Origin of the sequence: Brevibacterium daeguense, from assembly GCF_021729135.1 — a bacterium.
Lineage (GTDB): Bacteria > Actinomycetota > Actinomycetes > Actinomycetales > Brevibacteriaceae > Brevibacterium > Brevibacterium daeguense.
The window spans coordinates 425,967-446,992 of sequence record NZ_JAJTWW010000001.1 but is presented as its reverse complement, the minus strand read 5'-3'; the positions used below and the strand labels follow the sequence as shown (position 1 = coordinate 446,992).

Annotated in this window: 20 protein-coding genes and 2 tRNA genes; 6 read left to right on the top strand and 16 right to left on the bottom strand. The window is 69.3% G+C overall.

What is annotated here, in order from left to right; translation table 11 throughout:
- Positions 1 to 16: 16 nt before the first annotated feature.
- The 3 genes from ehuC (at position 17) to ehuA (ending at position 2,242) form a co-directional block, all read left to right on the top strand.
- A complete protein-coding gene (gene ehuC / locus LXN01_RS02065; RefSeq protein WP_236862869.1) occupies positions 17 to 748 on the top strand; it encodes an ectoine/hydroxyectoine ABC transporter permease subunit EhuC in 732 nt (243 codons plus the stop codon).
- Positions 745 to 1,425, top strand: coding sequence for an ectoine/hydroxyectoine ABC transporter permease subunit EhuD (ehuD, locus tag LXN01_RS02060; protein WP_236862868.1), 681 nt, complete (start codon positions 745 to 747; stop codon positions 1,423 to 1,425). Before ehuC ends, ehuD begins: the two co-directional genes overlap by 4 nt.
- Positions 1,426 to 1,498: 73 nt before the next feature.
- Positions 1,499 to 2,242, top strand: a complete 744-nt coding sequence (gene ehuA, locus LXN01_RS02055) for an ectoine/hydroxyectoine ABC transporter ATP-binding protein EhuA (RefSeq protein WP_425547678.1) — start codon at positions 1,499 to 1,501, stop codon at positions 2,240 to 2,242.
- Here the strand turns inward: ehuA and rsmD are convergent.
- The 4 genes from rsmD to thiL are packed head-to-tail and all read right to left on the bottom strand — an operon-like array spanning position 2,236 to position 7,643.
- Complete coding sequence (gene rsmD, locus LXN01_RS02050) at positions 2,236 to 2,796, bottom strand: 16S rRNA (guanine(966)-N(2))-methyltransferase RsmD (protein ID WP_236862867.1); 561 nt, start codon at positions 2,794 to 2,796, stop codon at positions 2,236 to 2,238. The two genes, ehuA and rsmD, sit on opposite strands and share 7 nt — an antisense overlap.
- 7 nt (positions 2,797 to 2,803) lie before the next feature.
- Entirely contained in the window at positions 2,804 to 4,963 is a 2,160-nt protein-coding gene (locus tag LXN01_RS02045; protein ID WP_236862866.1) for an ATP-dependent DNA helicase RecG, read from the bottom strand.
- A 17-nt stretch (positions 4,964 to 4,980) separates the two neighbouring features.
- Positions 4,981 to 6,639, bottom strand: a complete 1,659-nt coding sequence (locus tag LXN01_RS02040; RefSeq protein ID WP_236862865.1) for a DAK2 domain-containing protein — start codon at positions 6,637 to 6,639, stop codon at positions 4,981 to 4,983.
- Positions 6,636 to 7,643 (bottom strand): thiamine-phosphate kinase, encoded by a 1,008-nt coding sequence (gene thiL, locus LXN01_RS02035; protein WP_236862864.1) that lies wholly within the window; start codon positions 7,641 to 7,643, stop codon positions 6,636 to 6,638. The genes LXN01_RS02040 and thiL overlap by 4 nt, the downstream gene beginning before the upstream one ends.
- 29 nt (positions 7,644 to 7,672) lie before the next feature.
- Between thiL and LXN01_RS02030 the strand changes: the two genes are divergently transcribed.
- Positions 7,673 to 8,236: a DUF3515 domain-containing protein gene (locus tag LXN01_RS02030; protein ID WP_236862863.1), complete on the top strand. Its 564-nt coding sequence runs from the start codon at positions 7,673 to 7,675 to the stop codon at positions 8,234 to 8,236.
- A 57-nt stretch (positions 8,237 to 8,293) separates the two neighbouring features.
- Here the strand turns inward: LXN01_RS02030 and LXN01_RS02025 are convergent, their stop codons facing one another.
- From LXN01_RS02025 to leuC, 7 genes are all read right to left on the bottom strand, one after another.
- Entirely contained in the window at positions 8,294 to 9,415 is a 1,122-nt protein-coding gene (locus LXN01_RS02025) for a D-alanine--D-alanine ligase family protein (RefSeq protein WP_236862862.1), read from the bottom strand.
- A 10-nt stretch (positions 9,416 to 9,425) separates the two neighbouring features.
- On the bottom strand, positions 9,426 to 9,974 hold the full coding sequence (locus LXN01_RS02020; RefSeq protein ID WP_236862861.1) for a YbhB/YbcL family Raf kinase inhibitor-like protein: 549 nt from the start codon (positions 9,972 to 9,974) through the stop codon (positions 9,426 to 9,428).
- Positions 9,975 to 9,997: 23 nt separating this feature from the next.
- On the bottom strand, positions 9,998 to 11,002 hold the full coding sequence (locus tag LXN01_RS02015; RefSeq protein WP_236862860.1) for an NAD(P)H-dependent glycerol-3-phosphate dehydrogenase: 1,005 nt from the start codon (positions 11,000 to 11,002) through the stop codon (positions 9,998 to 10,000).
- The gene (locus LXN01_RS02010; protein ID WP_236862859.1) at positions 10,999 to 11,757 is read right to left on the bottom strand and encodes a lysophospholipid acyltransferase family protein; all 759 of its coding nucleotides are present in this window, start codon (positions 11,755 to 11,757) and stop codon (positions 10,999 to 11,001) included. The genes LXN01_RS02015 and LXN01_RS02010 overlap by 4 nt, the downstream gene beginning before the upstream one ends.
- Positions 11,754 to 13,073: a UDP-N-acetylglucosamine 1-carboxyvinyltransferase gene (gene murA / locus LXN01_RS02005; protein WP_236862858.1), complete on the bottom strand. Its 1,320-nt coding sequence runs from the start codon at positions 13,071 to 13,073 to the stop codon at positions 11,754 to 11,756. The genes LXN01_RS02010 and murA overlap by 4 nt, the downstream gene beginning before the upstream one ends.
- A gap of 175 nt (positions 13,074 to 13,248) precedes the next feature.
- Positions 13,249 to 13,848, bottom strand: a complete 600-nt coding sequence (gene leuD / locus LXN01_RS02000; RefSeq protein ID WP_236862857.1) for a 3-isopropylmalate dehydratase small subunit — start codon at positions 13,846 to 13,848, stop codon at positions 13,249 to 13,251.
- A 9-nt stretch (positions 13,849 to 13,857) separates the two neighbouring features.
- Positions 13,858 to 15,261: a 3-isopropylmalate dehydratase large subunit gene (gene leuC, locus LXN01_RS01995; RefSeq protein WP_236862856.1), complete on the bottom strand. Its 1,404-nt coding sequence runs from the start codon at positions 15,259 to 15,261 to the stop codon at positions 13,858 to 13,860.
- Between the two features lie 110 nt (positions 15,262 to 15,371).
- Here leuC and LXN01_RS01990 point away from each other — a divergent pair, with 110 nt between their 5' ends.
- Complete coding sequence (locus LXN01_RS01990) at positions 15,372 to 16,091, top strand: IclR family transcriptional regulator (RefSeq protein ID WP_236862855.1); 720 nt, start codon at positions 15,372 to 15,374, stop codon at positions 16,089 to 16,091.
- Positions 16,092 to 16,258: 167 nt separating this feature from the next.
- On the opposite strand, the gene LXN01_RS01985 is transcribed toward LXN01_RS01990, so the two are convergent.
- Both LXN01_RS01985 and LXN01_RS01980 read right to left on the bottom strand, forming a co-directional pair.
- Positions 16,259 to 16,331, bottom strand: a tRNA-Glu gene (locus tag LXN01_RS01985).
- 21 nt (positions 16,332 to 16,352) lie between these two features.
- A tRNA-Gln gene (locus LXN01_RS01980) sits at positions 16,353 to 16,424 on the bottom strand.
- Between the two features lie 82 nt (positions 16,425 to 16,506).
- Here LXN01_RS01980 and LXN01_RS01975 point away from each other — a divergent pair.
- The gene (locus tag LXN01_RS01975; RefSeq protein WP_236862854.1) at positions 16,507 to 17,235 is read left to right on the top strand and encodes an SDR family NAD(P)-dependent oxidoreductase; all 729 of its coding nucleotides are present in this window, start codon (positions 16,507 to 16,509) and stop codon (positions 17,233 to 17,235) included.
- Between the two features lie 5 nt (positions 17,236 to 17,240).
- Here LXN01_RS01975 and LXN01_RS01970 read toward each other — a convergent pair whose 3' ends face one another.
- The 3 genes from LXN01_RS01970 to LXN01_RS01960 form a co-directional block, all read right to left on the bottom strand.
- The gene (locus tag LXN01_RS01970) at positions 17,241 to 18,584 is read right to left on the bottom strand and encodes an alpha/beta fold hydrolase (RefSeq protein ID WP_336885216.1); all 1,344 of its coding nucleotides are present in this window, start codon (positions 18,582 to 18,584) and stop codon (positions 17,241 to 17,243) included.
- The gene (gene gltX, locus LXN01_RS01965) at positions 18,568 to 20,076 is read right to left on the bottom strand and encodes a glutamate--tRNA ligase (protein ID WP_272902068.1); all 1,509 of its coding nucleotides are present in this window, start codon (positions 20,074 to 20,076) and stop codon (positions 18,568 to 18,570) included. Before gltX ends, LXN01_RS01970 begins: the two co-directional genes overlap by 17 nt.
- A 108-nt stretch (positions 20,077 to 20,184) precedes the next feature.
- Positions 20,185 to 20,994 carry a fumarylacetoacetate hydrolase family protein gene (locus LXN01_RS01960; protein ID WP_236862853.1) on the bottom strand — a complete coding sequence of 270 codons (810 nt, stop codon included), beginning with the start codon at positions 20,992 to 20,994 and terminating at the stop codon, positions 20,185 to 20,187.
- Positions 20,995 to 21,026 lie beyond the last annotated feature (32 nt).

Genomic DNA, 21,026 nt, shown 5'->3' with positions numbered 1-21,026 from the left:
GATCGGCTGACTCGTCATGGGTGAGAAGCTCTCGGCCCTGTTCGCCTTCGGGCCGCAGCTCAGCGACGGCATAGTCACCACGGTCCTCCTCACGCTCGGCGGGGCGGCCGGCGCGTTCGTCATCGCGCTGGTGCTCGGCCTGGCGATGGTCACGCCGTACGGGTGGCTGGGTGTGCCCGCGAAGATCATCGTGGAGTTCTTCCGGGGCACCTCGCTGCTTGTGCAGCTGTTCTGGCTGTTCTACGTGCTGCCCCTGCTCGGTGTGCAGCTGGACCCGATGACCTGCGGCATCCTGGCGCTGGCACTCAACTATGGTGCCTACTCCGCCGAGGTCGTCCGCTCCTCGATCAATCACGTCGACCGCGGACAGTGGGAGGCATCGCGGGCGCTCAGCCTGTCGCCCGCCCACCTGGTCCGCCGGGTCATCTTCCCGCAGGCCTGGGCGCTCATGATCCCCTCCCTGGCCACGCTCCTCATCCAGCTGCTCAAGGGCACCGCAGTCGTGTCCTTCATCACCCTGCAGGACCTGACGGAGAGGATCGAGCAGCTGCGCCAGGCGAGCGGGGACACCTTCTTCGCCTACAGCGTCGGTCTGCTGATCTACTTCGTGCTGGCCTGGCTGCTGCAGATCGGGATGAATGCACTCGAGCAGCGGGCGCGGGCGCGGCTGGGACGCGTCGACCGGACGGCCGGCGGTCTCCGGTCGATCGTGAGGATGCAGAAGCCCCAGGCGGAGGCGGTGTCATGAACTTCCCGGACTTCTCGGACTTCTGGAGCTGGGAGCGGGCCTTCGAAGCGCTCCCGATCCTCCTGCGCGGCTTCGGAAACACTCTGATCGCCACCGTGCTCGGCACCATCATCGCTGCGATCCTGGGGCTGCTCATCGCTGTGCTGCTGCGGGTCCTGCCCGGGTGGATCGACTGGCTCCTCAAGCTGGCGGTGGCATTCGTGCGCAACACACCACTGGTGGTCCAGCTGCTGTTCGTGTACTACCTGTTCGCGATGAATCCGGTGCTCATCGAGGTTCCGGCACTGGTGATCGGCACCGCGATGATCGGCGTGCACTACGCGACGTACATGTCGGAGAGCTACCGGGCCGGAATTGATTCGGTGCCGAAGGGCCAGTGGGAGGCGATCAGCGCCCTCTCGCTGCCCCCTGGTCGCGCCTTCCGCTCGGTCGTGCTGCCGCAGGCGCTCCGGGCCACCATCCCCTCTCTCGGCAACTACGCCGTGGCGATGTTCAAGGACACGCCCTTCCTGTTCGCCATCAGCGTCGTCGAGCTGGTCACCTCCGCTCAGCAGTACGGAGCCCGGAACTTCGCCTACACCGAGGCGTTCACGCTCGCCGGCCTGATCTTCCTGGCGGCCAGCTATCCGACCTCCCTGCTGATCCGACGAATGGAGAAGTCCCTTGCCCAGTACTGACTCCGGCCTCACCGCCCCAGGCTCCACCGGCCCAGGCTCCGTCGGCAGCGATCCCGCCATCCGCTTCCAGGATGTGGAGAAGCGCTTCGGCGACAACGTCGTGCTCAAGAATCTGAACTTCAGCGTGCAGCCCGGGGAGCGCGTCACGCTGATCGGCCCGAGCGGCTCCGGCAAGACCACGATCCTGCGGCTGATCATGACCCTGGAGTCGCTCACCGACGGCTTCATCTACATCAACGGCTCGCCGCTCACGCACGAGGAGCGCAACGGCAGGCGGACAGCGCTGCCGCCGCGGGAGGTTCGGCGCAAGACCAGGCAGATCGGCATGGTGTTCCAGCAGTTCAACCTGTTCCCCAATATGACTGTCGCGGAGAACCTCATCGAGGCGCCCATGCATGTGCTCGGCATGAGCAAGGCCGACGCCCTCGCGAAGGCGCGCGGACTGCTCGACAAGGTCGGACTGGCGGACAAGGAGAACGAGCATCCGTCCCGGCTCTCCGGCGGTCAGCAGCAGCGGGTGGCGATCGCCCGGGCCCTGGCGATGGATCCGGAGATCCTGCTGCTCGACGAGGTCACCTCGGCGCTGGATCCCGAGCTCGTCGATGACGTCCTCAACGTGCTGCGCAGGCTCGCCGGGGAGACCGACATCACCATGCTGATTGTGACCCACGAGATGCAGTTCGCCAAGGACGTCTCCCAGCGCGTGATGATGTTCGACAACGGGGCGATCCTCGAGGACGGCCCGCCGGAGGAGATCTTCACCAACCCCCGACACGAGCGGACGGCGAAGTTTCTCTCAGCTGTGCTGGATCAGTGAGCGCGCAGCTGGAGGAACCACAGGCGCGTCTCCCCCAGCGTCTTGTCGCGGAAGGCCTCGAGCCGGCCGGGCAGGGTCGGCGCCGGTGAGCGCGCCGAACGCTCGAGGACGATGAGCGAGTCCTCGTCCCGCAGCAGCGCGGCGACCGCGGTGAGGACTTCGGTCAGCTCCGCCTCGCCGAGCGGATACGGCGGATCCGCGAACACGAGGTCCGCGGACCGAGCCGGCATCCCCTGCAGGGCGGCCGCTGCCGAGCGGGTGAGAACCGTCGTCCTGTCCGCCTCCCCCAGGGCGTAGATGTTCTGCACGAGCAGCCTGCTCACCGGGGCGGCCCGTTCGACGAAGGTGGCGTGGCTCGCTCCGCGGCTGAGCGCTTCCAGCCCCAGAGCTCCGGAGCCGGCGAAGACGTCGAGCACCCGGGCGTCCCTGATCACCCCGAGGGAGTCCAGGGAGGCGAACAGCGACTCGCGCACCCGGTCGGAGGTGGGGCGGGTGAGGTCGCCCGCGGGTGCGCGCAGGGTTCGACCGCGATGCGTCCCGGAGATGATGCGCACTACCGGCTCATCCTGCTTCGATCCAGTCCTCGGCGACGGTCACCAGGATCCGGTCGATGTACCTCCGCAGCTCCGGCTGCCGGGTGAGCCGGGGGTCGGCGAGTACTATCTGCTCCGCCGCTTCCCTGGCCGCCAGGATCACATTCTCGTCCCGGATCACCGACAGGTAGCGCAATGAGGAGCTGCCACCCCACTGGGACCGACCGAGCACATCGCCCTCTCTGCGCTGTTCGACGTCGTACACTGCCAGCGCGAAGCCGTCGAGGGTGCCGGCGACCTTCTCGAGCCGCTCCATCGTCGGCGAGTCCTCGGACTGCTGGGTGACGAGGAAGCACACTGCCTGCGAGCCGTCCCGGCCCACCCGACCGCGGAGCTGATGCAGCTGCGCGACTCCGAAGCGGTCGGCGTCATAGATCACGATGGTCCGCGCATTCGGCACGTCGATGCCGACCTCGATCACGGTGGTGGCCACCAGCACGTCGGTGGCCCCGGAGGCGAAGCGGCTCATCACGGCGTCCTTGTCCACCGGGTCCAGCCGGCCGTGCAGCGTTTCGATGCTCCTCCCGACGAGCTTGGGTTCGGCACGCAGGATCTCTGCGAGGTCCTCCACCCCCAGCAGCTCGGGAGCCGTCACCCCGTTGTCGTCGACCTGCGGCTCCTGCGTGTCGATCCGGGAGGCGACGACGAACGCCTGCTCTCCCCGTTCGACGCCTTCTCCGACGACTTCCCAGATCCGCTCCAGCCAGCGCGGATGCGCGGCCAGCGAGACCGCATGCGTCGTGATGTTCCGGGAGCCGTTCGGCATCTCGTCGAGAACGGTTGTGTCGAGATCTCCGAACACGGTCATCGCGACGGTGCGCGGGATCGGGGTCGCCGTCATCACGAGGGCGTGCGGCGTCTGCCCGTCGCCCTTGGACCGCAGCGCCTCGCGCTGCCGGACTCCGAACCGGTGCTGCTCGTCGACGACGATGAGGCCGAGGCGGGCGAACATCGTCGTCTCCGACAGCAGCGCATGAGTGCCCACGACGATGTCGATCTGACCGGACACGAGTTCGAGCAGCAGCTGGCGGCGCTCCTTGGCCGGCAATGAACCGGTCAGCAGCGCGATCCGGACCCGGGACCCGTCCGCACCGAGTCCCGAATCCGTTCCGAGTTCGCCGAGGTAGCCCAGCAGCGACTGGTGGTGCTGCGCGGCGAGCACCTCGGTGGGTGCGAGCATCGCCGCCTGCGCGCCCGAATCGACCGCCTGCAGCATCGCCCGCAGCGCCACCAGCGTCTTGCCGCTGCCCACGTCGCCGTGCAGCAGGCGGTTCATGGGACGACCGGAGGCGAGGTCCACCGAGATCTCCAGCGCGGCCTTCTTCTGCGCTCCGGTGAGTTCGTACGGCAGTGCGGAGTCGAAGGCCATGAGGGCGCCGTCCATCGCGCCTTCGAGCGGCACGGCGCTGTCCTCGGCGATCTGCGCCTTGCGGGACAGCAGCTCGGTCTGGAGGGCGTACGCCTCCTCGAACTTCCAGCGCTCCATGGCTCGCTTCGGCTGGTCGGCGTCCGAGGGTCGATGCGTCCACTCCAGCGCCGTCCGGTAGTCGGGCAGGCCGTGCATCGCGCGGATCTCCTCCGCGATCGGATCTGCGAAGCACTCCGGCGGGGCCGTGTCGAGGAGGACTCGGAGCAGCCGCTGGATCCGGGTGGTGGTGACCTTGCCCGTGGCCCGGTAGATCGGGATCGGCATCGACAGGTCCTCCTCGTCGAGCGATTCGGTTCCCGTGGGGTTGAGCCACCGGGGGGAGCTGATCTGCGGTTCGCCGCGGAACAGTTTGACCTTGCCGATCAGCGCCACCTGTCTGCCGGGCCGGAGCTGTGCGGCCAGCCACGGCTGATTGAAGAACGGGGCGTGCACATCCGTCAGCCCGTCGGAGACGAGCACGTCCACCAGCGCCTGCCTCCGGTTCGGGCCGACCTGCCGCTTCGTCACGCTGACCACGGTGGCGCTGATCACGGCTGTAGTGTCCGGCTGCAGCTGGTCGAGCGGGGTGAGCTCGCCGGGATTGAGATAGGTGCGCGGGAAGTATCGGAGCGCGTCCTCGACGGAGTACAGCTCCAGCCGCTCGAGGTCGGTCACATCCGACTTGCGCGAAACCAGCCGCGACAGCGGGATCTCCACCATGTGCCCCTCCCCGGCGCCTACTCGACTCCCAGCACCGCGCAGCCGCGCGGGTGCAGACTGTGCACGACCTCGGTGACGACGTCCGGGTGCTCGACGCGGACTCGGTTCAGCAGCGCAGTGACCGCATTCGCCGGCAGGCGGGCACCGGTGATCACGGTGAGCAGCTCCCCGCCCGCCCCGAGCAGCCTGTCGGCCAGCGTCATCACTGCGGCTTCGGGTTCGGTGTCGACGGCCCGCACCCGCCCGTCGATGACGGTGAGCAGGTCGCCGCGCTGGTATATCAATGGGCCGGCCGATCCGCTCTCCGCCTGCACGACTGCGCCGATCCGAGTGGCCGCGGCCGCCTCGGACATGTCCTCGAGGACCGAGGCGAACTCCGCCGCCGGATCGTATACGGCGAGAGCCGACAGCACCGCCGCGACAGAGCGCGAGCGCACCAGGGTGATCGTGCTGTCGGACTCCCCTTCCGGCAAGCGCTCACAGCGGTCCCGGAGCCGCTTGAGCGCAGCCCCGCTGTCGGGCACCAGGATCACCGGACGCTCCTGAGCCTCAGCGAGCTCGGCGATGCGCTCGTCGACTCCGGGCGCCTCCGAATCGACCGCGATGACCTCCTGAAGCGCGCAGGCCAGCAGCAGCCCGACTCCGCTGGCGAGTGCGATGACCACGGTCTGCGGGTCCCTGCCGCCGACCAGCGACAGGTCCTCGACCCGCAGGTCGGTGATCCCGTATTCACCGCAGTCGACCAGGACCTGCAGGGCGGACTGCTCGTCGGCGACGTGGACGTGCACCATCGGCCAGGACACCACGACCGAGGTGCCCCTGGCCTTCGCGAGCAGCCGTTTGACGATGCGGGTGCGGTCCTTGACATCGCCCAGGTGGAAGACGAGCTCCAGGCCGGTGGCCTCCGCCGCGTGCCCGGTGCGCGTGTGGGTGACCTGGCTGAGCTGCTGGAGGAACCCGGGCCGGGGCGAGGGCTTCCGGCCGGCCCGGCCGCTGTCGGACTCAAGATCCGTTCCGGTGTCCCCGGCGCTCTCCACGGCCTGCCGCCCGGTGATGGTCAGATACAGGAGATCGAAGAGCTCGACGATGCCGGTTGAGCCGGCGTCGACGATATCGGCCTCGAACAGCACGTCGAGCTGTCCGGTGGTCTCCCGCAGCGCCGTCCTCGACCGGCCCCGCACGGCTTCGATGAGCTCGACCAGATCCGCGCCCGAGTCCGCCTGCGCCCGCGCTTCATCCGCCATGGCGTCGAGGACCGTGAGCATGGTTCCGTCGACCGGCTCCGCGACCGCGTCACGGGCACGAGCGGACGCGAGCTCGAGGGCGCCTGCGAAGGTGGGAGCGTCGAGGACGGTGACGCCGTCGAGGGCATCTGCGACCCCGCGCAGGGCCACCGACAGGATGAGCCCGGAATTGCCGCGCGCCCCGCGCAGCGCACCCGTGGCCATCGCTCCCAGGACTTCCGGCAGGGTGACCGAACCGCTGAGCCCTTCGACGGCACGGTAGGCGCTGCGCACCGTGTAGTAGAGGTTGGTGCCGGTGTCTCCGTCCGGCACCGGGAAGACGTTGATGGCGTTGATGTCGTTGCGCTGACGGCGCAGCCGTTCGACGGTGCGGCGAGCCCAACGGGCCGCAAGACGTCCGTTGAGGCGGACCGGATCCTCCTGCGTGCTCACCTGTCCCCCGTGAAATGACTGAACGCGCGAGCGGTCAGTGGGGTCCCGTCGAGTTCGACCCCGGGCTGTCCGGCGCGGCATGTGCCGATGCGGACCCAGCCTACCGGAACGCTCTGCCCCGGCATCGCCGCGATGAACCCGTGGTCCTCGCCTCCATCGAGGACCCAGCGCAGCGCGCGCTCCTCGGGGCGTCCCGGGGCCCCGCGGGCCGCGAGCGCCCGCGCTGCGGGAAGCAGCGGCCGTGCGAGTTCTTCGAGGGCGTCCCGGTCGAGCGCTGCCCGCACGCCCGAGGCGACGGCAAGCCTGCCGAGATCACCGGACAGGCCGTCGGAGGCGTCTATCATGGCGTGCGCCACCGGTGCCGCTCGCAGCGCCGCCGAGTAGTCCGGGGACGGAGCGCGCTGCACCTCGATGACGGGGTCCAGGGTGCGGTCCTCCCCCGGCGCGACGCGCGCGAACAGCAGTTCCAGGCCGGCGGCGGCGTGGCCGATGGTCCCGGCGAGCACCACCGCGTCGCCCGGCTGAGCGCCCGACCGCAGCACCGGCGGCCTCGTGAGGGAGCCGAGCGCGGTGACGGAGACGACGATGCACGGTCCACCCGACAGATCGCCGCCGAACACGGCGGCGCCTGCGCGCTGCGCCTCCGCTGCGAAGCCGTCCATGAGCTCGGTGAGCAGCTCCACCGGGGTGTCCCCCGGCGCGGCGATCGAGAGCAGCAGGCCGTGCGGGGTGGCGCCCATCGCGGCGACATCGGCGAGGTTCTGGGCAGCGGCCTTGATGCCCAGGAGCCGAGGGTCGAGCCAGTCGCGCCTGAAGTCCTCACCCTCGACCAGCATGTCCGTCGTCGACACCAGCCGCCCGGAAGGCGCGGAGACCGCGGCGTCGTCCCCGGGGCCTACCAGGAGCCCGGGCGTGGGCGTCCGGGGCAGCCGGTCGAGCAGCCGGCGCAGCACACCGTCCTCCCCGAGGTCGTCGAGTGTGGTCACGCTGTCGGAGGTGGTCATGACTCCCCAGTATGCCAAGGACCGCGGACATGACCCCAGGCTTGCTCCATCCGACCCGCGATCACCCTTCCGAGAAGGAGCGGACTACCCTGGTCGGCATGACCCGCTCTCCCCGCGCCCTCGGCCCGCTCGCCCTGCTGCTTCCGGTGCTTGCCGGCTGCACGCCCGCCCTCGTGGTGGAGCCGGCTCCGAACGCGGCCGACCCTGCCTGCGCCGAGATCATGCTGCGGATGCCGCACGAGGTCGACGGTCAGCCCGATCGTGACACCTCGTCCCAGGGCACGGAGGCCTGGGGCGACCCGGCGATCGCGATCGCGCGGTGCGGAATGGAGCCGCCGGCGCCCACGACGGACAGGTGCGTCAGTGTGGACGGGGTCGACTGGATCTCGACGGGGCAGACCGACGAGTCCTGGACATTCGTCAGCTACGGCCGCGAGCCCGCGGTCGAGGTGCTCGTCGATCCGACGGCTGTGCCGGGGGCGACCGTGCTGGCGGAGGTGTCTCCGGCTGTCGCGCAGATCGAGCCCTACGCCTCGTGCGTGGGTCCCGATGAGGTCACCGAGGAGGGCGTTCCCGAGGTGCCGGAGGACTGACGCCCGCGGCGCCGGAGGACAGATGTCCGCGGCGGCGCGGCGGCCACGGGCAGCGCCTCATTCCCCGTGAGCGGAGGCGAAGTCGGCCAGAGCCGTGGTGATGAGGGTCTCGACGAGAGCCGGGTAGTCCACGCCGGAGGCCTGCCACATCCGCGGGAACATCGAGCTGGGAGTGAACCCGGGCAGCGTGTTGATCTCGTTGATGATGACTTCGCCCGCTGCGGTGACGAAGGTGTCGACGCGGGCGAGGCCGGTGCATTCCATGGCCTCGAAGGCGCGCACCGAGGCGTCCTGCACCCGGGCGACGACCTCATCGGGCAGGTCCGCCGGGCAGCTGAGCACGACTGCATCGTCGTCGAGGTACTTGGCTTCGAAGTCGTAGAAGTCGTGGTCGCCGGTGACGATGATCTCGCCGGGAACGCTGGCGCGGGCGGGCTCGTTGTGCAGGGAGCCCAGCACGCCGCACTCGATCTCGCGGCCGGTGACAGCCGGTTCGACGAGGACTTTGCTGTCGTGCTCGAACGCCAGGGCGAACGCGCGGTCCAGGCCCGAGGCGTCGGCGACCTTGGAGACCCCGACGCTGGACCCGGCGCGGGCGGGCTTGAGGAAGACGGGGAAGCCGAGCTCGCCGATCCGCTCCAGCGCATCCTCGCGCTGGGTGCCCCAGTCGCGGCGGGTGATCAGCGTCCACGGGCAGACGGCCAGTCCGGCGGCGCGCAGCACGATCTTCATGAAGTGCTTGTCCATGCTGGCCGCCGAGGCGAACACCCCGGAGCCCACATAGGGGGTGTCCGAGAGCTCGAAGAACCCCTGGATCGTCCCGTCCTCGCCGTAGGGACCGTGGAGCAGGGGGAAGCAGACATCGGCCGGACCCAGCTCGCTGACCTCGCCGTCGGCGCTGCGCATCCGCAGCGGGGCGCGGCCGGCGGCCACGGGAGGCAGCACCTCGGGACCGGCCTCCACCACCTCGGGCATGTTCTCCGGATCGAAGCGGAAGCTCTGCCAGTCCTCGACCAAGCGCCAGGTTCCGCCCCTCGTGATCCCCACCGGCAGCACTCGGTACTTGTCGGTGTCGATCGCGCCGAGCACTCCGGCAGCGGTCACGCAGCTGACGGAGTGCTCGGAGGAGCGGCCGCCGAAGAGCACGACCACGAGGGGGCGGGAGTCCTGGGATGTCATGCGCCCAAGATTACTTGGCCTCGTAGCTCGTTTCGATCCAGGCGCGCCCGATCGACTTGTGGAAGATGTTGAAGCCCACGAAGGCGGGCGAGGCCGAGTCGTCGAGGCCGAGCGGCTCCGACAGCGCGTGGACGATGAAGTAGTAGCGGTGCGGGCCGTGGCCTGCCGGCGGGGCGGCTCCGACGAAGCGCGGCTCGCCGGCATCGTTGCGCATGGTCACCGCGCCTTCGGGCAGCAGCCCGGCCTCGGGATTGCCCGCGTCCGTCGGCAGCTCGGTGACGTCGCCGGGCACGTCGGCGACCACCCAGTGCCAGAAGCCGGAGCCGGTGGGCGCATCGGGGTCGAAGCAGGTCACGGCGAACGCCTTGGTCTCGTCGGGGAAGCCCGACCACGACAGCTGCGGGGACACGTCCCGGCCACCGGGCACTCCCATGCTGCCGGACAGCTGCGGCTCGGTCAGCTGCGCGCCCTCGGTGATGTCGGTGCTGGTGAGCTCGAAGCGCGGCAGGTCCTTGAGCTGGGCGAAGGGCGAGTTGTGGACATCGATCGATGCGGTCATTTCGACTCCTCTGGGGTCGGCTCCTAGTGAGCGGGTCCTTCTGTCTTGCGCTTTCGAGCCAATAGCAAACCGGCGAGTTCGTCAACACGGAGCCTGTCGGTGAGGACCGCCACGACGGCCTGGGTGATCGGCAGATCGACCCCGTTGGCCCGCCCGAGCTCGAGCACCGCGGCTGCGGTCTTGACGCCCTCGGCGGTCTGGGTGGTGGCGGTGATCGCCTCCTGCAGCGACAGCCCCTCGCCCAGCAGCCGGCCGAAGGAGCGATTGCGCGACAGCGGCGAGGCGCAGGTCGCCACCAGATCGCCCAGCCCTGCGAGCCCGGACAGGGTGTGGAGCTCGGCGCCCATCGCCAGCGCGAGCCGCGAGGTCTCCGCAAGACCGCGGGTGATGATCGAGGCCTTGGAGTTGTCTCCCAGTCCCTGCCCGTCGGCGATCCCGACGGCCAGCGCGATGACGTTCTTGATCGCGCCGCCGATCTCCACGCCGACCACGTCGGTGTTGGTGTACGGCCGGAAGTAGCTGTTCGCGCAGAGCTCGGCGATGAGCTCCGCGGTCTCCCCGCCGGCCGAGGCGACGACTGTGGCCGTGGGCTGGCCGACTGCGATCTCCTTGGCGAGATTGGGGCCGGACACAACCGCCACCTGCTCCTGGGACACCTCGGCGACCTCCGCGATCACCTGGCTCATCCGCAGGCCCGTCTCCACCTCGATTCCCTTCATCAGGCTCACCAGCACGACGTCCTCGCGCAGCAGTGGGCGCCAGCGCGCGAGGTTCGCGCGCAGCGACTGGGCGGGCACCGCGAGCACGACGACCCGGGCGTCGGCCAGTGCCGATCCGATGTCCGCGGTGGCGCGGATCCGGTCGCTGAGCTCGATGTCACCGAGGTAGGCGGAGTTCGTGTGGCCGGCGTTGATCTCGTCGGCGACCTCGGCCCGGCGCGCCCACAGCACGACGTCGTGCCCGGCGTCGGCGATGACCTTCGCGAAGGTGGTGCCCCAGGAGCCGGCTCCCAGCACCGTCGCGCTCATACTGCGGCTCCGGGACCGAGATCCGCCTGGAACCGCTCCGGCATGGGCTCTCCTCGCAGCCGCGAGACGTCGAGTGCGATGTGGGCGGTGATCCGCTCGGTGAGTCGGGCGATCCCGTCACGGCCGTCCGCCAGGTCCTGGTAGTCGATCGGATCGCCGACCAGGACTCTGATCCGGGTCCGAGGCGCCGGCTTGGGCACCTTCGCTCCCACGGGCATGGGGGTGTGCAGTCCCCAGTGCGTGATCGGGATCAGCGGGACTCCGGTGCGCAGCGCCAGGCGGGCGGCGCCGGTCTTCGACGATTCGGGCCACATCTCCGGGTCCTTGGTCAGGGTGCCCTGGGGGTAGATGACGACGATCTCACCGGCGGCGAGGGCCTCCTCTGCATAGCGCAGCGAGTCCCCTGCCTGCGCGGAGGAGCGCAGCACGGGGATCTGGCCGATGCCCCTCAGGGCCCGGCCGACGACGCCGGAGAAGAGACTGGACTTCGCAAGGTAATGAGGCAGGCGCCCGGTCCGCCAGACGACGAGACCGACGACCAGGGGGTCGAGGTAGCTCGAATGATAGGGCACGATGATCGCGGGGCCGGCGGCCGGAATCTTCTCCGTGTCCTCCGCCCTGATCCGGCCGAACAGGTTCATCAGGACTCCGACGGGGTTGGCGATCCACGGAGCTCTCCGGTACTGCCGCCGCAGCGTCGCGGAGTCGAACTCGACGTGATATTCCGCAGCCTTCCGCGATTCGCTCCCGCTCATGCCATATCCACCCGGGCACCCAGACCCGCGAGCTTGTCGAGGAAGTCCTCGTAGCCGCGGTTGATGAGCTCGATGCCGCCGACCCGCGATGTGCCGTCGGCCGCCAGGGCTGCGATGAGGTGGGAGAACCCGCCCCGCAGGTCCGGCACCTCGATGTCTGCCCCGTGCAGCGTGGTGGGACCTGACACCACGGCGGAGTGCTGGTAGTTCTGGCGACCGAATCGGCAGGGGGTGCCGCCCAGGCATTCGCGGTACAGCTGGATCCGCGCGCCCATCCGATTGAGCGCATCCGTGAAGCCGAAGCGGTTCTCGTACACGGTCTCGTGGATGATGGAGACTCCCGAGGCCTGGGTGAGCGCGACGACGAGCGGCTGCTGCCAGTCGGTCATGAAGCCGGGATGGACGTCGGTCTCCAGGACGCTCGACTTGAGCTCCCCGCCCGGATGGCAGAACCGGATCCCGGTCTCACAGACCTCGAATGCCCCGCCGATCTTGCGGAAGACGTTGAGGAAGGTGATCATGTCGGGCTGGTTGGCGCCCTCGACGAAGATCTCCCCGCCCGTCGCCAGCGCAGCCGAAGCCCAGGAGCCCGTCTCGATCCGGTCGGGCAGCGCCCGGTGGACATAGCCCGACAGGGAATCCACGCCCTCGATCCGAATCACCCGGTCGGTGTCGACGGTGATGATCGCGCCCATCTTCTGCAGCACCGCGATCAGATCCATGATCTCCGGTTCGATCGCGGCGTTCTTGAGCTCGGTGATGCCCTCGGCCCGCACGGCCGTCAGCAGCACCTGCTCGGTGGTGCCGACCGAGGGGTACGGCAGCTCGACCTTCGCTCCCCGCAGCCGCTGCGGGGCCTCGAGCTTGATTCCGCCGGGAGTCTTGTCGACCGTGGCTCCGAACCGACGCAGCACGTCGAGGTGGAAGTCGATCGGGCGATCACCGATCCGGCAGCCGCCGAGGTCGGGGATGAACGCCTGGCCCAGGCGGTGGAGCAGCGGCCCGCAGAACAGGATCGGGATGCGCGAGGATCCCGCGTGGGCGTCGATGTCGACGATCGACCCCTGGGCGACATCGGCCGGATCGAGGATCAGCTCGCCGTCCGGGTAGCCCGCGTCGGGAGCGGAGGTCACGGTCACCCCGTGGACTTCCAGCAGCCCGGTGACGACCTCGACGTCGCGGATCCGGGGAACGCCGCGCAGCACCGATGGGGAGTCGCCGAGGAGGGATGCCACCATCGCCTTGGACACCAGGTTCTTGGCGCCTCGGACTCGGACGGTGCCGCGGAGCGGGGTTCCGCCGTGGACTTCGAGCATGATCCTCCTTCAGTGCGGGCAGTGCCTGTTCGAATGCTAGCCCACCGCACCCGTCCGACTCTCTGATGCAGGTTTCAGGATTCGCGCGCAGACGCGAAAGGGCGGAGCGACATGTGCAGTGTCACTCCGCCCTTCGCGCGGCTGCTGAACCGGTGCCCGCGGCTGCCTGGCAGCGTCAGGTCCGCGCCGGCAGGGTCCTCGGCTTGAAGTCCGGTCGACGGGACTCGAACTCGGTGATGTCCTCCTCGTGCTGCAGGGTCAGCCCGATGTCGTCGAGACCTTCCAGCAGGCGCCAGCGGGTGTAGTCGTCGATCTGGAACGGCACCGTCAGCGTGTCGCAGGTGACGGTCCGCTCCACCAGGTCGACCGTGACCTCGGTGCCCGGCTGGTTCTCCAGGATCTTCCAGATCAGCTCGATGTCGGACTGCTCGACCTCACCGGCCACCAGCCCGCCCTTGCCGGCGTTGCCGCGGAAGATGTCGGCGAACCGCGGCGAGAGCACGGCCCTGAAGCCGTAGTCATTCAGCGCCCAGACCGCATGCTCACGGGAGGAGCCGGTGCCGAAATCCGGACCCGCGACGAGTACGGAGCCGTTCCGGTAGGCCTCGTGGTTGAGCACGAAGTCATCCTGCTTGCGCCAGCGGGCGAACAGGGCATCCTCGAAGCCGGTGCGGGTGACCCGCTTGAGGTAGACAGCAGGGATGATCTGGTCGGTGTCGACGTTCGAGCGCCGCAGCGGCACTCCGACGCCGGTGTGCGTGGTGATCTTCTCCATCGTGGCCTCTCAGTCCAGGTCGGCGGGTGAGGACAGGGTGCCGCGCACGGCGGTGGCGGCGGCGACCAGGGGGCTCACCAGGTGGGTGCGGCCGCCCTTGCCCTGTCGTCCTTCGAAGTTGCGGTTGGAGGTCGAGGCGCAGCGCTCGCCCTCGGACAGCTGGTCCGGGTTCATGCCCAGGCACATCGAGCAGCCGGCGAAGCGCCATTCGGCTCCGAAGTCCTTGAAGACCTGGTCGATGCCCTCGGCCTCGGCCTGCAGGCGCACTCGCGCGGAGCCGGGGACGACCATCATGCGGATGTTCGGGGCCTTCGTCCGCCCCTTGAGCACTGCCGCGGCGCCGCGCAGGTCCTCGATGCGGCTGTTGGTGCACGAGCCGAGGAACACGGTGTCGACGGAGATCTCGCGCAGCGGGGTGCCGGGCTCGAGGTCCATGTAGGCCAGTGCGTTCTCCGCGGCGATGCGCTCGTTCTCGTCGGCGATCTTCGCCGGGTCCGGCACCGAGGCCGACAGCGGCAGGCCCTGGCCCGGGTTGGTGCCCCAGGTCACGAACGGCTCGATGTCGGACGCCTCGAGCACCACCTCGGCGTCGAAGACCGCGTCGTCGTCGGTGCGCAGCGTCTTCCAGTACTCGACCGCGGCGTCCCAGTCGGCGCCCTGCGGGGCGTGCGGACGGTCCTGCACGTAGTCGAACGTGGTCTGATCCGGGGCGACCATGCCGGCGCGGGCGCCGGCCTCGATCGACATGTTGCAGATCGTCATCCGAGCTTCCATCGACAGCTTCTCGATGGCCTCGCCGCGGTATTCGAGCACATACCCCTGGCCGCCCCCGGTGCCGATCTTGGCGATGATCGCCAGGATGATGTCCTTGGCCGTCGACCCCTCGGGCAGCTCGCCGTTGACGGTGATCGCCATCGTCTTGAACGGCTTCAGGCTCAGCGTCTGCGTGGCCAGCACGTGCTCGACCTCCGAGGTGCCGATTCCCATTGCCAGCGCACCGAAGGCACCGTGGGTCGAGGTGTGGGAGTCGCCGCAGACCACTGTCATGCCCGGCTGCGTCAGGCCCAGCTGCGGGCCGACGACGTGGACGATGCCCTGCTCGGCATCGCCGAGTGAGTGCAGGCGGATGCCGAATTCCTCGGCATTCCTCCGCAGGGTCTCGATCTGGGTGCGTGAGGTGAGGTCGGCGATCGGCTTGTCGATGTCGATCGTGGGCGTATTGTGGTCCTCGGTGGCGATCGTGAGATCGGGACGCCGCACCGGGCGACCGGCAAGGCGGAGGCCTTCGAACGCCTGGGGGCTGGTGACCTCGTGCACCAGATGCAGATCGATGTAGATCAGATCCGGCGCACCGTTCTCTCCGGCCCGGACCACGTGGTCGGTCCATACCTTCTCTGCCAAGGTCCTGCCCATGGCTACCTCCTCCTCGGCGGCTGCGTGCGTCTGTCGTGCGGTCCATTCTACGCCCGTTATATTGAATGGCGGACTTGCATCTCGCTGAGTGAGACGCAACAATGACGATCATGACCACTCAGAACGGCAGCGGCGTCGGAGTCATCGACAAGACCTCCCTCGTCCTCTCAGCACTCGAAGCGGGCCCGGCCTCCCTGGCCGAGCTCGTCACCCTCACCGGGCTCGCCCGACCCACCGCCCATCGCCTGGCGGTCGCTCTCGAGTTCCATCGCTTCGTCGGCCGGGACATGCAGGGACGCTTCGTCCTCGGTCCGCGGCTGGCGGAGCTGTCCTCGGCAGCCGGGGAGGACCGGCTGCTCGCCGCCGCCGGCCCCATCCTCAACCAGCTGCGCGATCGCACCGGTGAGAGCGCGCAGCTGTTCCGGCGCCAGGGCGACCTGCGCCTGTGCGTCGCCGCCGCCGAGCGCCCGGTGGGCCTGCGCGACTCAGTCCCGGTCGGGGCCACCCTGAGCATGCGCGCGGGTTCCGCCGCCCAGGTGCTGCTGGCGTGGGAGGAGCCCGACAGGCTCCACACCGGGCTGCGCGGGGCGCGCTTCTCCGCGACCATCCTCTCCGGTGTCCGGCGGCGCGGCTGGGCGCAGAGCATCGCCGAGCGCGAGCGCGGAGTCGCCTCGGTCTCCGCACCCGTGCGCAGCCCCAGCAATCAGGTGGTCGCCGCAGTGTCGATCTCCGGTCCCGTCGACCGGCTGACCCGCCAGCCCGGCCGGCTGCACGCCCAGGCAGTCCTGGAAGCGGCGAGAGCGCTCTCGGAAGCCCTGGCCCGCGCGTGACCGCAGCCCGCGCCGCCGCGGACTCCAGCGTCGTCTGCCCGTAGGCATCCACCGCGACCGGGAACCCGGAGGCGTCAGCGGATTCGGGCCCGCTGCCCGCTGCGGCGACGACGAAGGGCCCGAAAACGGCAAAGGGCCCGGAAGGAAAACCTTCCGGGCCCTGCGTGTACCCCCGAGCAGATTTGAACTGCCGTTACCGCCTTGAGAGGGCGGCGTCCTAGGCCGCTAGACGACGGGGGCCTACAACTCCGATTCGGAGCGCTGGGATACCAGGACTCGAACCTAGACTAAGTGAACCAGAATCACTCGTGCTGCCAATTACACCATATCCCACTGCGATTCGACCGCCGGGCGGTCTGATCGGCAACGAGAGACAACATTACACATTCCTGGCGCGGAGTGCAAAACTGAGGGCATGGATATTGCTGTTGTGAACACCACATTCATCATCACCGGAGGGACTTCCGGAGTCGGCCTGGCCACTGCGAAGGCCTTGATCTCCGAGGGTGCACGAGTCCTCGTCTCCTCGCGGAGCCGGGACCGGGTGGACGAGGCGACAGCCGAGCTCGGTGACGGAAGTCACGGGATCGCAGTCGACAACGCGGATCCGGCCGCGCCGCACAAGCTCTTCGACGCCGCTGCCCGCACGTTCCCCGATTCCCCTGTGCGAGGTCTGTTCATCTCGGTGGGCGGCCCGGAGAAGGGAAAGTTCTTCGAGACGACCGAGCAGCAGTGGAGGGACGCGGTCGACTCGGTGCTGCTGGGCACGCTGCGATTGGCCCGCTACGCGGGCGACCACCTGGAATCGGGGTCCGCGATCGGAATGGTGCTGTCCTCGTCGGTGTGGAACCCCGTGCCGAACATCGCGATCTCCAATGGGCTGCGGCCCGGCCTGGGAATGATGGTCAAGACGCTCGCCGATGAGCTCGGCCCGCGCGGAGTGCGCGTGATCGGAGTCGCCCCCGGTGTCATCCGGACCCCGCGCGTGGCCGGCGGGAACACCGCGGCGGACCACATTCCGCTGCAGCGCCTGGGCGAACCCGAGGAGTTCGGCCGGGTCGCGGCCTTCCTCATGTCCCCTGCCGCGTCCTATATGACCGGCAGCGTGATTCCCGTCGATGGGGGCCTCGTGCGTTCGCTGTGAGGCCCTCAGACCTCGTCGCGGACCATCCGGATCAGTCGGTCGAGCACTGCCGAGCCCGAGGCGCGCAGGCCGTTGTGCTCGTACTCGTTCGTCACCCAGACGCGCACGTCCGGCAGGAGCTCCGCCGTGGCCAGCGAGTACTCGCGCGGCACGTAGGCGTCGTCGAAGTAGACGATGGCGGCCGCGGGCACCTCGGCGGCGGCAAGCCGGGACGGCTCCCACAGCACCGGCCAGTCATGCGCCGCGAGCGTGTGGGCGACGCCCTCCCAGGCGCGCAGCCCGCCGGTGCGGAAGATCTCCTGGGCAACGTGCTCCCCGGCCAGCAGGCTCGGGTCCTCCCGCACCTCGCCCGGCATCGCCGACTCCGCCGCCCAATACGACGTCACGCCGTTGGCCCAGCAGCTCTCATGCAGGACGGCGTAGAGCGGATTGCGAGCGGAGTAGGGCTGGGCGGCGGCGAAGTCCGCGCGGAAGCTCGCGCTGTCGACGTCGAGGTCGAGCAGGTAGTGGAGCCGCTCCGGACCGCCCGAGGCGCCCAGCAGGTGTCCGAGCAGCCGCACGTGGGCCGGTCCCGCGTGACTTCCATCGGGCAGCTCCAGGCCCTGAGCGGACCGCTCGGCCAGGGCCAGGAGGCGTTCACGGCTCTGCGGGAACCTGCGGTGGAAGTCGCGGGACTTCCGCGCCATCGTCTCCCAGGTCCGCTCGTAGACCTCGGTGAGCGTCGGCTGCTCGGCCGAAGTGCGGCCGACGGCCGGCAGCCCCCCGGTGAAGAACGCCTGCGCGACGGATCCGGGGTGGGAGTTGAGGTATCGCAGCGTGCAGAACCCGCCGAAGGACTGGCCGAGCACGCTCCACGTCCGAGTCCCGAGAGCCTGCCGCACGAGCTCGGCGTCCTCGACGATGGCATCGGCTCGATAGTGCGTGAGGTGTGCTGCGAGCGCGTCGGCCTCGGCGTCACTGCGGGGCGGGGTGCGCAGCGCGTTCGGCACCCCGGTGACTGCGCCGTCGACGATCCCGATGGGTGTGGACCGTCCCGTGCCGCGCTGGTCGAGCATGACCACCCGGTAGTCCTCCAGCGCCCGCGCCAGCCACGGTGGGCTGTCCGCGGTGGTGCGGAACGCCTCGACCCCCGGGCCGCCCTGCAGGTACAGCAGGAACGGTTTGGTCGAGCCCGGCGCGCCGACCACCCGGGCGAAGACCTCGAGCGAGCCGGGCCGGTCACCGAAGTGGTCGAGCGGCACCGGGATGCTGAACTCCTCGACGTGCAGGCCCGGCAGCCGGTAGGACCGGGTGCGGGCCGGGCCGGACCCGGCGGGCGCCTCGGCGGTGTCGTCAGCCCACATCAGCATCTCCGGCGGTGTCCTCGCGGGATGCCGCGAGGTGGGCCGCGAGCGCCCGGAGGCGGGCGAGCGAGGACTCCCGGCCCAGGATCTCCATCGACTCGAACAGCGGCGGCGACACGCGGCGTCCGGACACGGCGACGCGCAGCGGCCCGAAGGCCAGGCGCGGCTTGATGCCGAGCTCGTCGACGAGCTTGCCCTGGAGCGCCGTCTGCACGGAGTCGGTGGTCCACTCCGACAGCGGCTCGAGCGCCTCGAGGGAGGCGGCGAGCACCTCGCCGGCGTTGTCCTTGAGTGTCTTCAGCCCGTCGGCGGTGAGTTCGAGCTCGTCGTCGGAGACGAACAGGAAGCGCAGGAGGTCGGGCGCCTCGCCGAGGAGGTTCATGCGGGTCTGCACGAGCGGAGCGGCCGCGGTGAGGACGCGCTGCTCGTCCTCGCTCAGGGTCTCACCGACGATTCCCGCGCGCTGCAGGTACGGGACCATCCGCTGGGTGAAGTCCGCCTCGTCGAGCATCCGGATGTGATCGGCGTTGATGGCCGTGGCCTTCTTGACGTCGAAGCGGGCCGGGTTGGGGTTGACGTCGGCGATGTCGAAGGCCTCGACGAACTCCTCGACACTGAACACGTCGCGGTCCGGGCCGATCGACCAGCCCAGCAGCGCCAGGTAGTTGATGAGCCCTTCGCGGATGAAGCCGTTGTCCCGGTGCAGGAACAGGTTCGACTCCGGATCCCGCTTGGACAGCTTCTTGTTGCCCTGACCCATGACGTAGGGCAGGTGGCCGTACTCGGGGGTCTGCTCGGCGACGCCGACGTCCTTGAGCGCTTCGAACAGCACCAGCTGGCGCGGAGTGGACGACAGCAGGTCCTCGCCGCGCAGGACGTGGGTGATGCCCATGAGCGCGTCGTCGACCGGGTTGACGAAGGTGTACAGCGGCCGGCCGTTGGCGCGGACGACCACGAAGTCGGGGACGGAGCCGGCCTTGAAGGTGATCTCGCCGCGGACGAGGTCGTGGAAGGTGACGTCAGCATCCGGCATCCGGACGCGCAGCACGGGTTCGCGGCCTTCGGCGCGGAAGGCGGCCTTCTGCTCCTCGGTGAGGTTCCGATCGTAGCCGTCGTAGCCGAGCTTGGGGTCGCGGCCGGCTTCCCGGTGGCGCGCCTCGATCTCCTCGTTCGTCGAGAAGGACTCGTAGAGGTGGCCGGCGGCCCTGAGCTTCTCGATCACCTCGGCGTAGATCTCACCGCGCTGCGACTGGCGATAGGGGCCGTCGGGGCCGCCGACCTCGATGCCCTCGTCCCAGTCGAGACCCAGCCAGCGCATCGCCTCGATCACCTGGCCGTAGCTCTCCTCGGAGTCGCGGGCGGCGTCGGTGTCCTCGATCCGGAAGACGAAGGTGCCGCCCGTGTGCTTGGCGTAGGCCCAGTTGAACAGGGCGGTGCGCACCATGCCGACGTGCGGGGTGCCGGTGGGAGATGGGCAGAAGCGGACTTTGACGCTCAAGGGTGCTGATCCTTCGTGTGCTGGTTTCGGAGTATGTCGGTGGTTCGTGCGTGGTTGTGGTTAGTAAAACGGTGATGGTTCGTGTCGGGGTGGGGCGTTCGGGTCCGGTCAAGCGTCCATCACCGGATTGGCCAGCAGGCCGAGCCCGTCGATCGCGATGTGCACCCGGTTGCCGGGCACCACCTGGCCGACCCCTGCCGGAGTGCCGGTGAGGATGACGTCGCCGGGCAGCAGCGTGATCGTCTCGGTGATGTGGGCGATGAGGCTGGGAATGTCGAAGACGAAGTCGGCGGTGCTGCCGTCCTGGCGCAGCTCACCGTCGACCCAGGAGCGGATCCGGACGTCCTCCGGGTCGAATTCGGTCTCGATCCAGGGTCCCAGCGGACAGGACGTGTCGAACCCCTTGGCCCGCGTCCACTGCTTGTCGGTCTGCTGGATGTCGCGCAGAGTCACGTCGTTGGCAGCGGTGTAGCCGAGCACAAAGGAGTAGGCCTTCTCCGCGGGCACCTGCTTGGCCACGCGCGAGATCACCACGGCCAGCTCCGCCTCGAAGGAGACGTTCTCGCTGATCGCGGGCAGCCGAATCGGATCGCCGGGGCCGATCACGGCGGTGTTGGGCTTGAAGAAGGTCAGCGGTGAGACCGGGACTTCGTTGCCCAGCTCCGCGGCGTGGTCGGCGAAGTTGCGGCCCACGCCGACGACCTTCGAGCGCGGGATGATCGGGCTGAGCAGCCGCACGTCCTGCAGTGCCAGGCGCTCGCCGGTCGACTGCGCCGGGCTGAAGAACGGGTCGGAGTCCAGAACCGCGATCGCCAGTCCGGAGTCGTCCAGGACTCCGTCCGCGCCGACTTCCGGCAGCTCGCCCTCGACGACGCCGTAAGTGGGCTCGTCATTGTGAATGAATCTCGCGATGCGCATGCCCCTCAGTCTACGCAGGGGTTGCCGGCGTC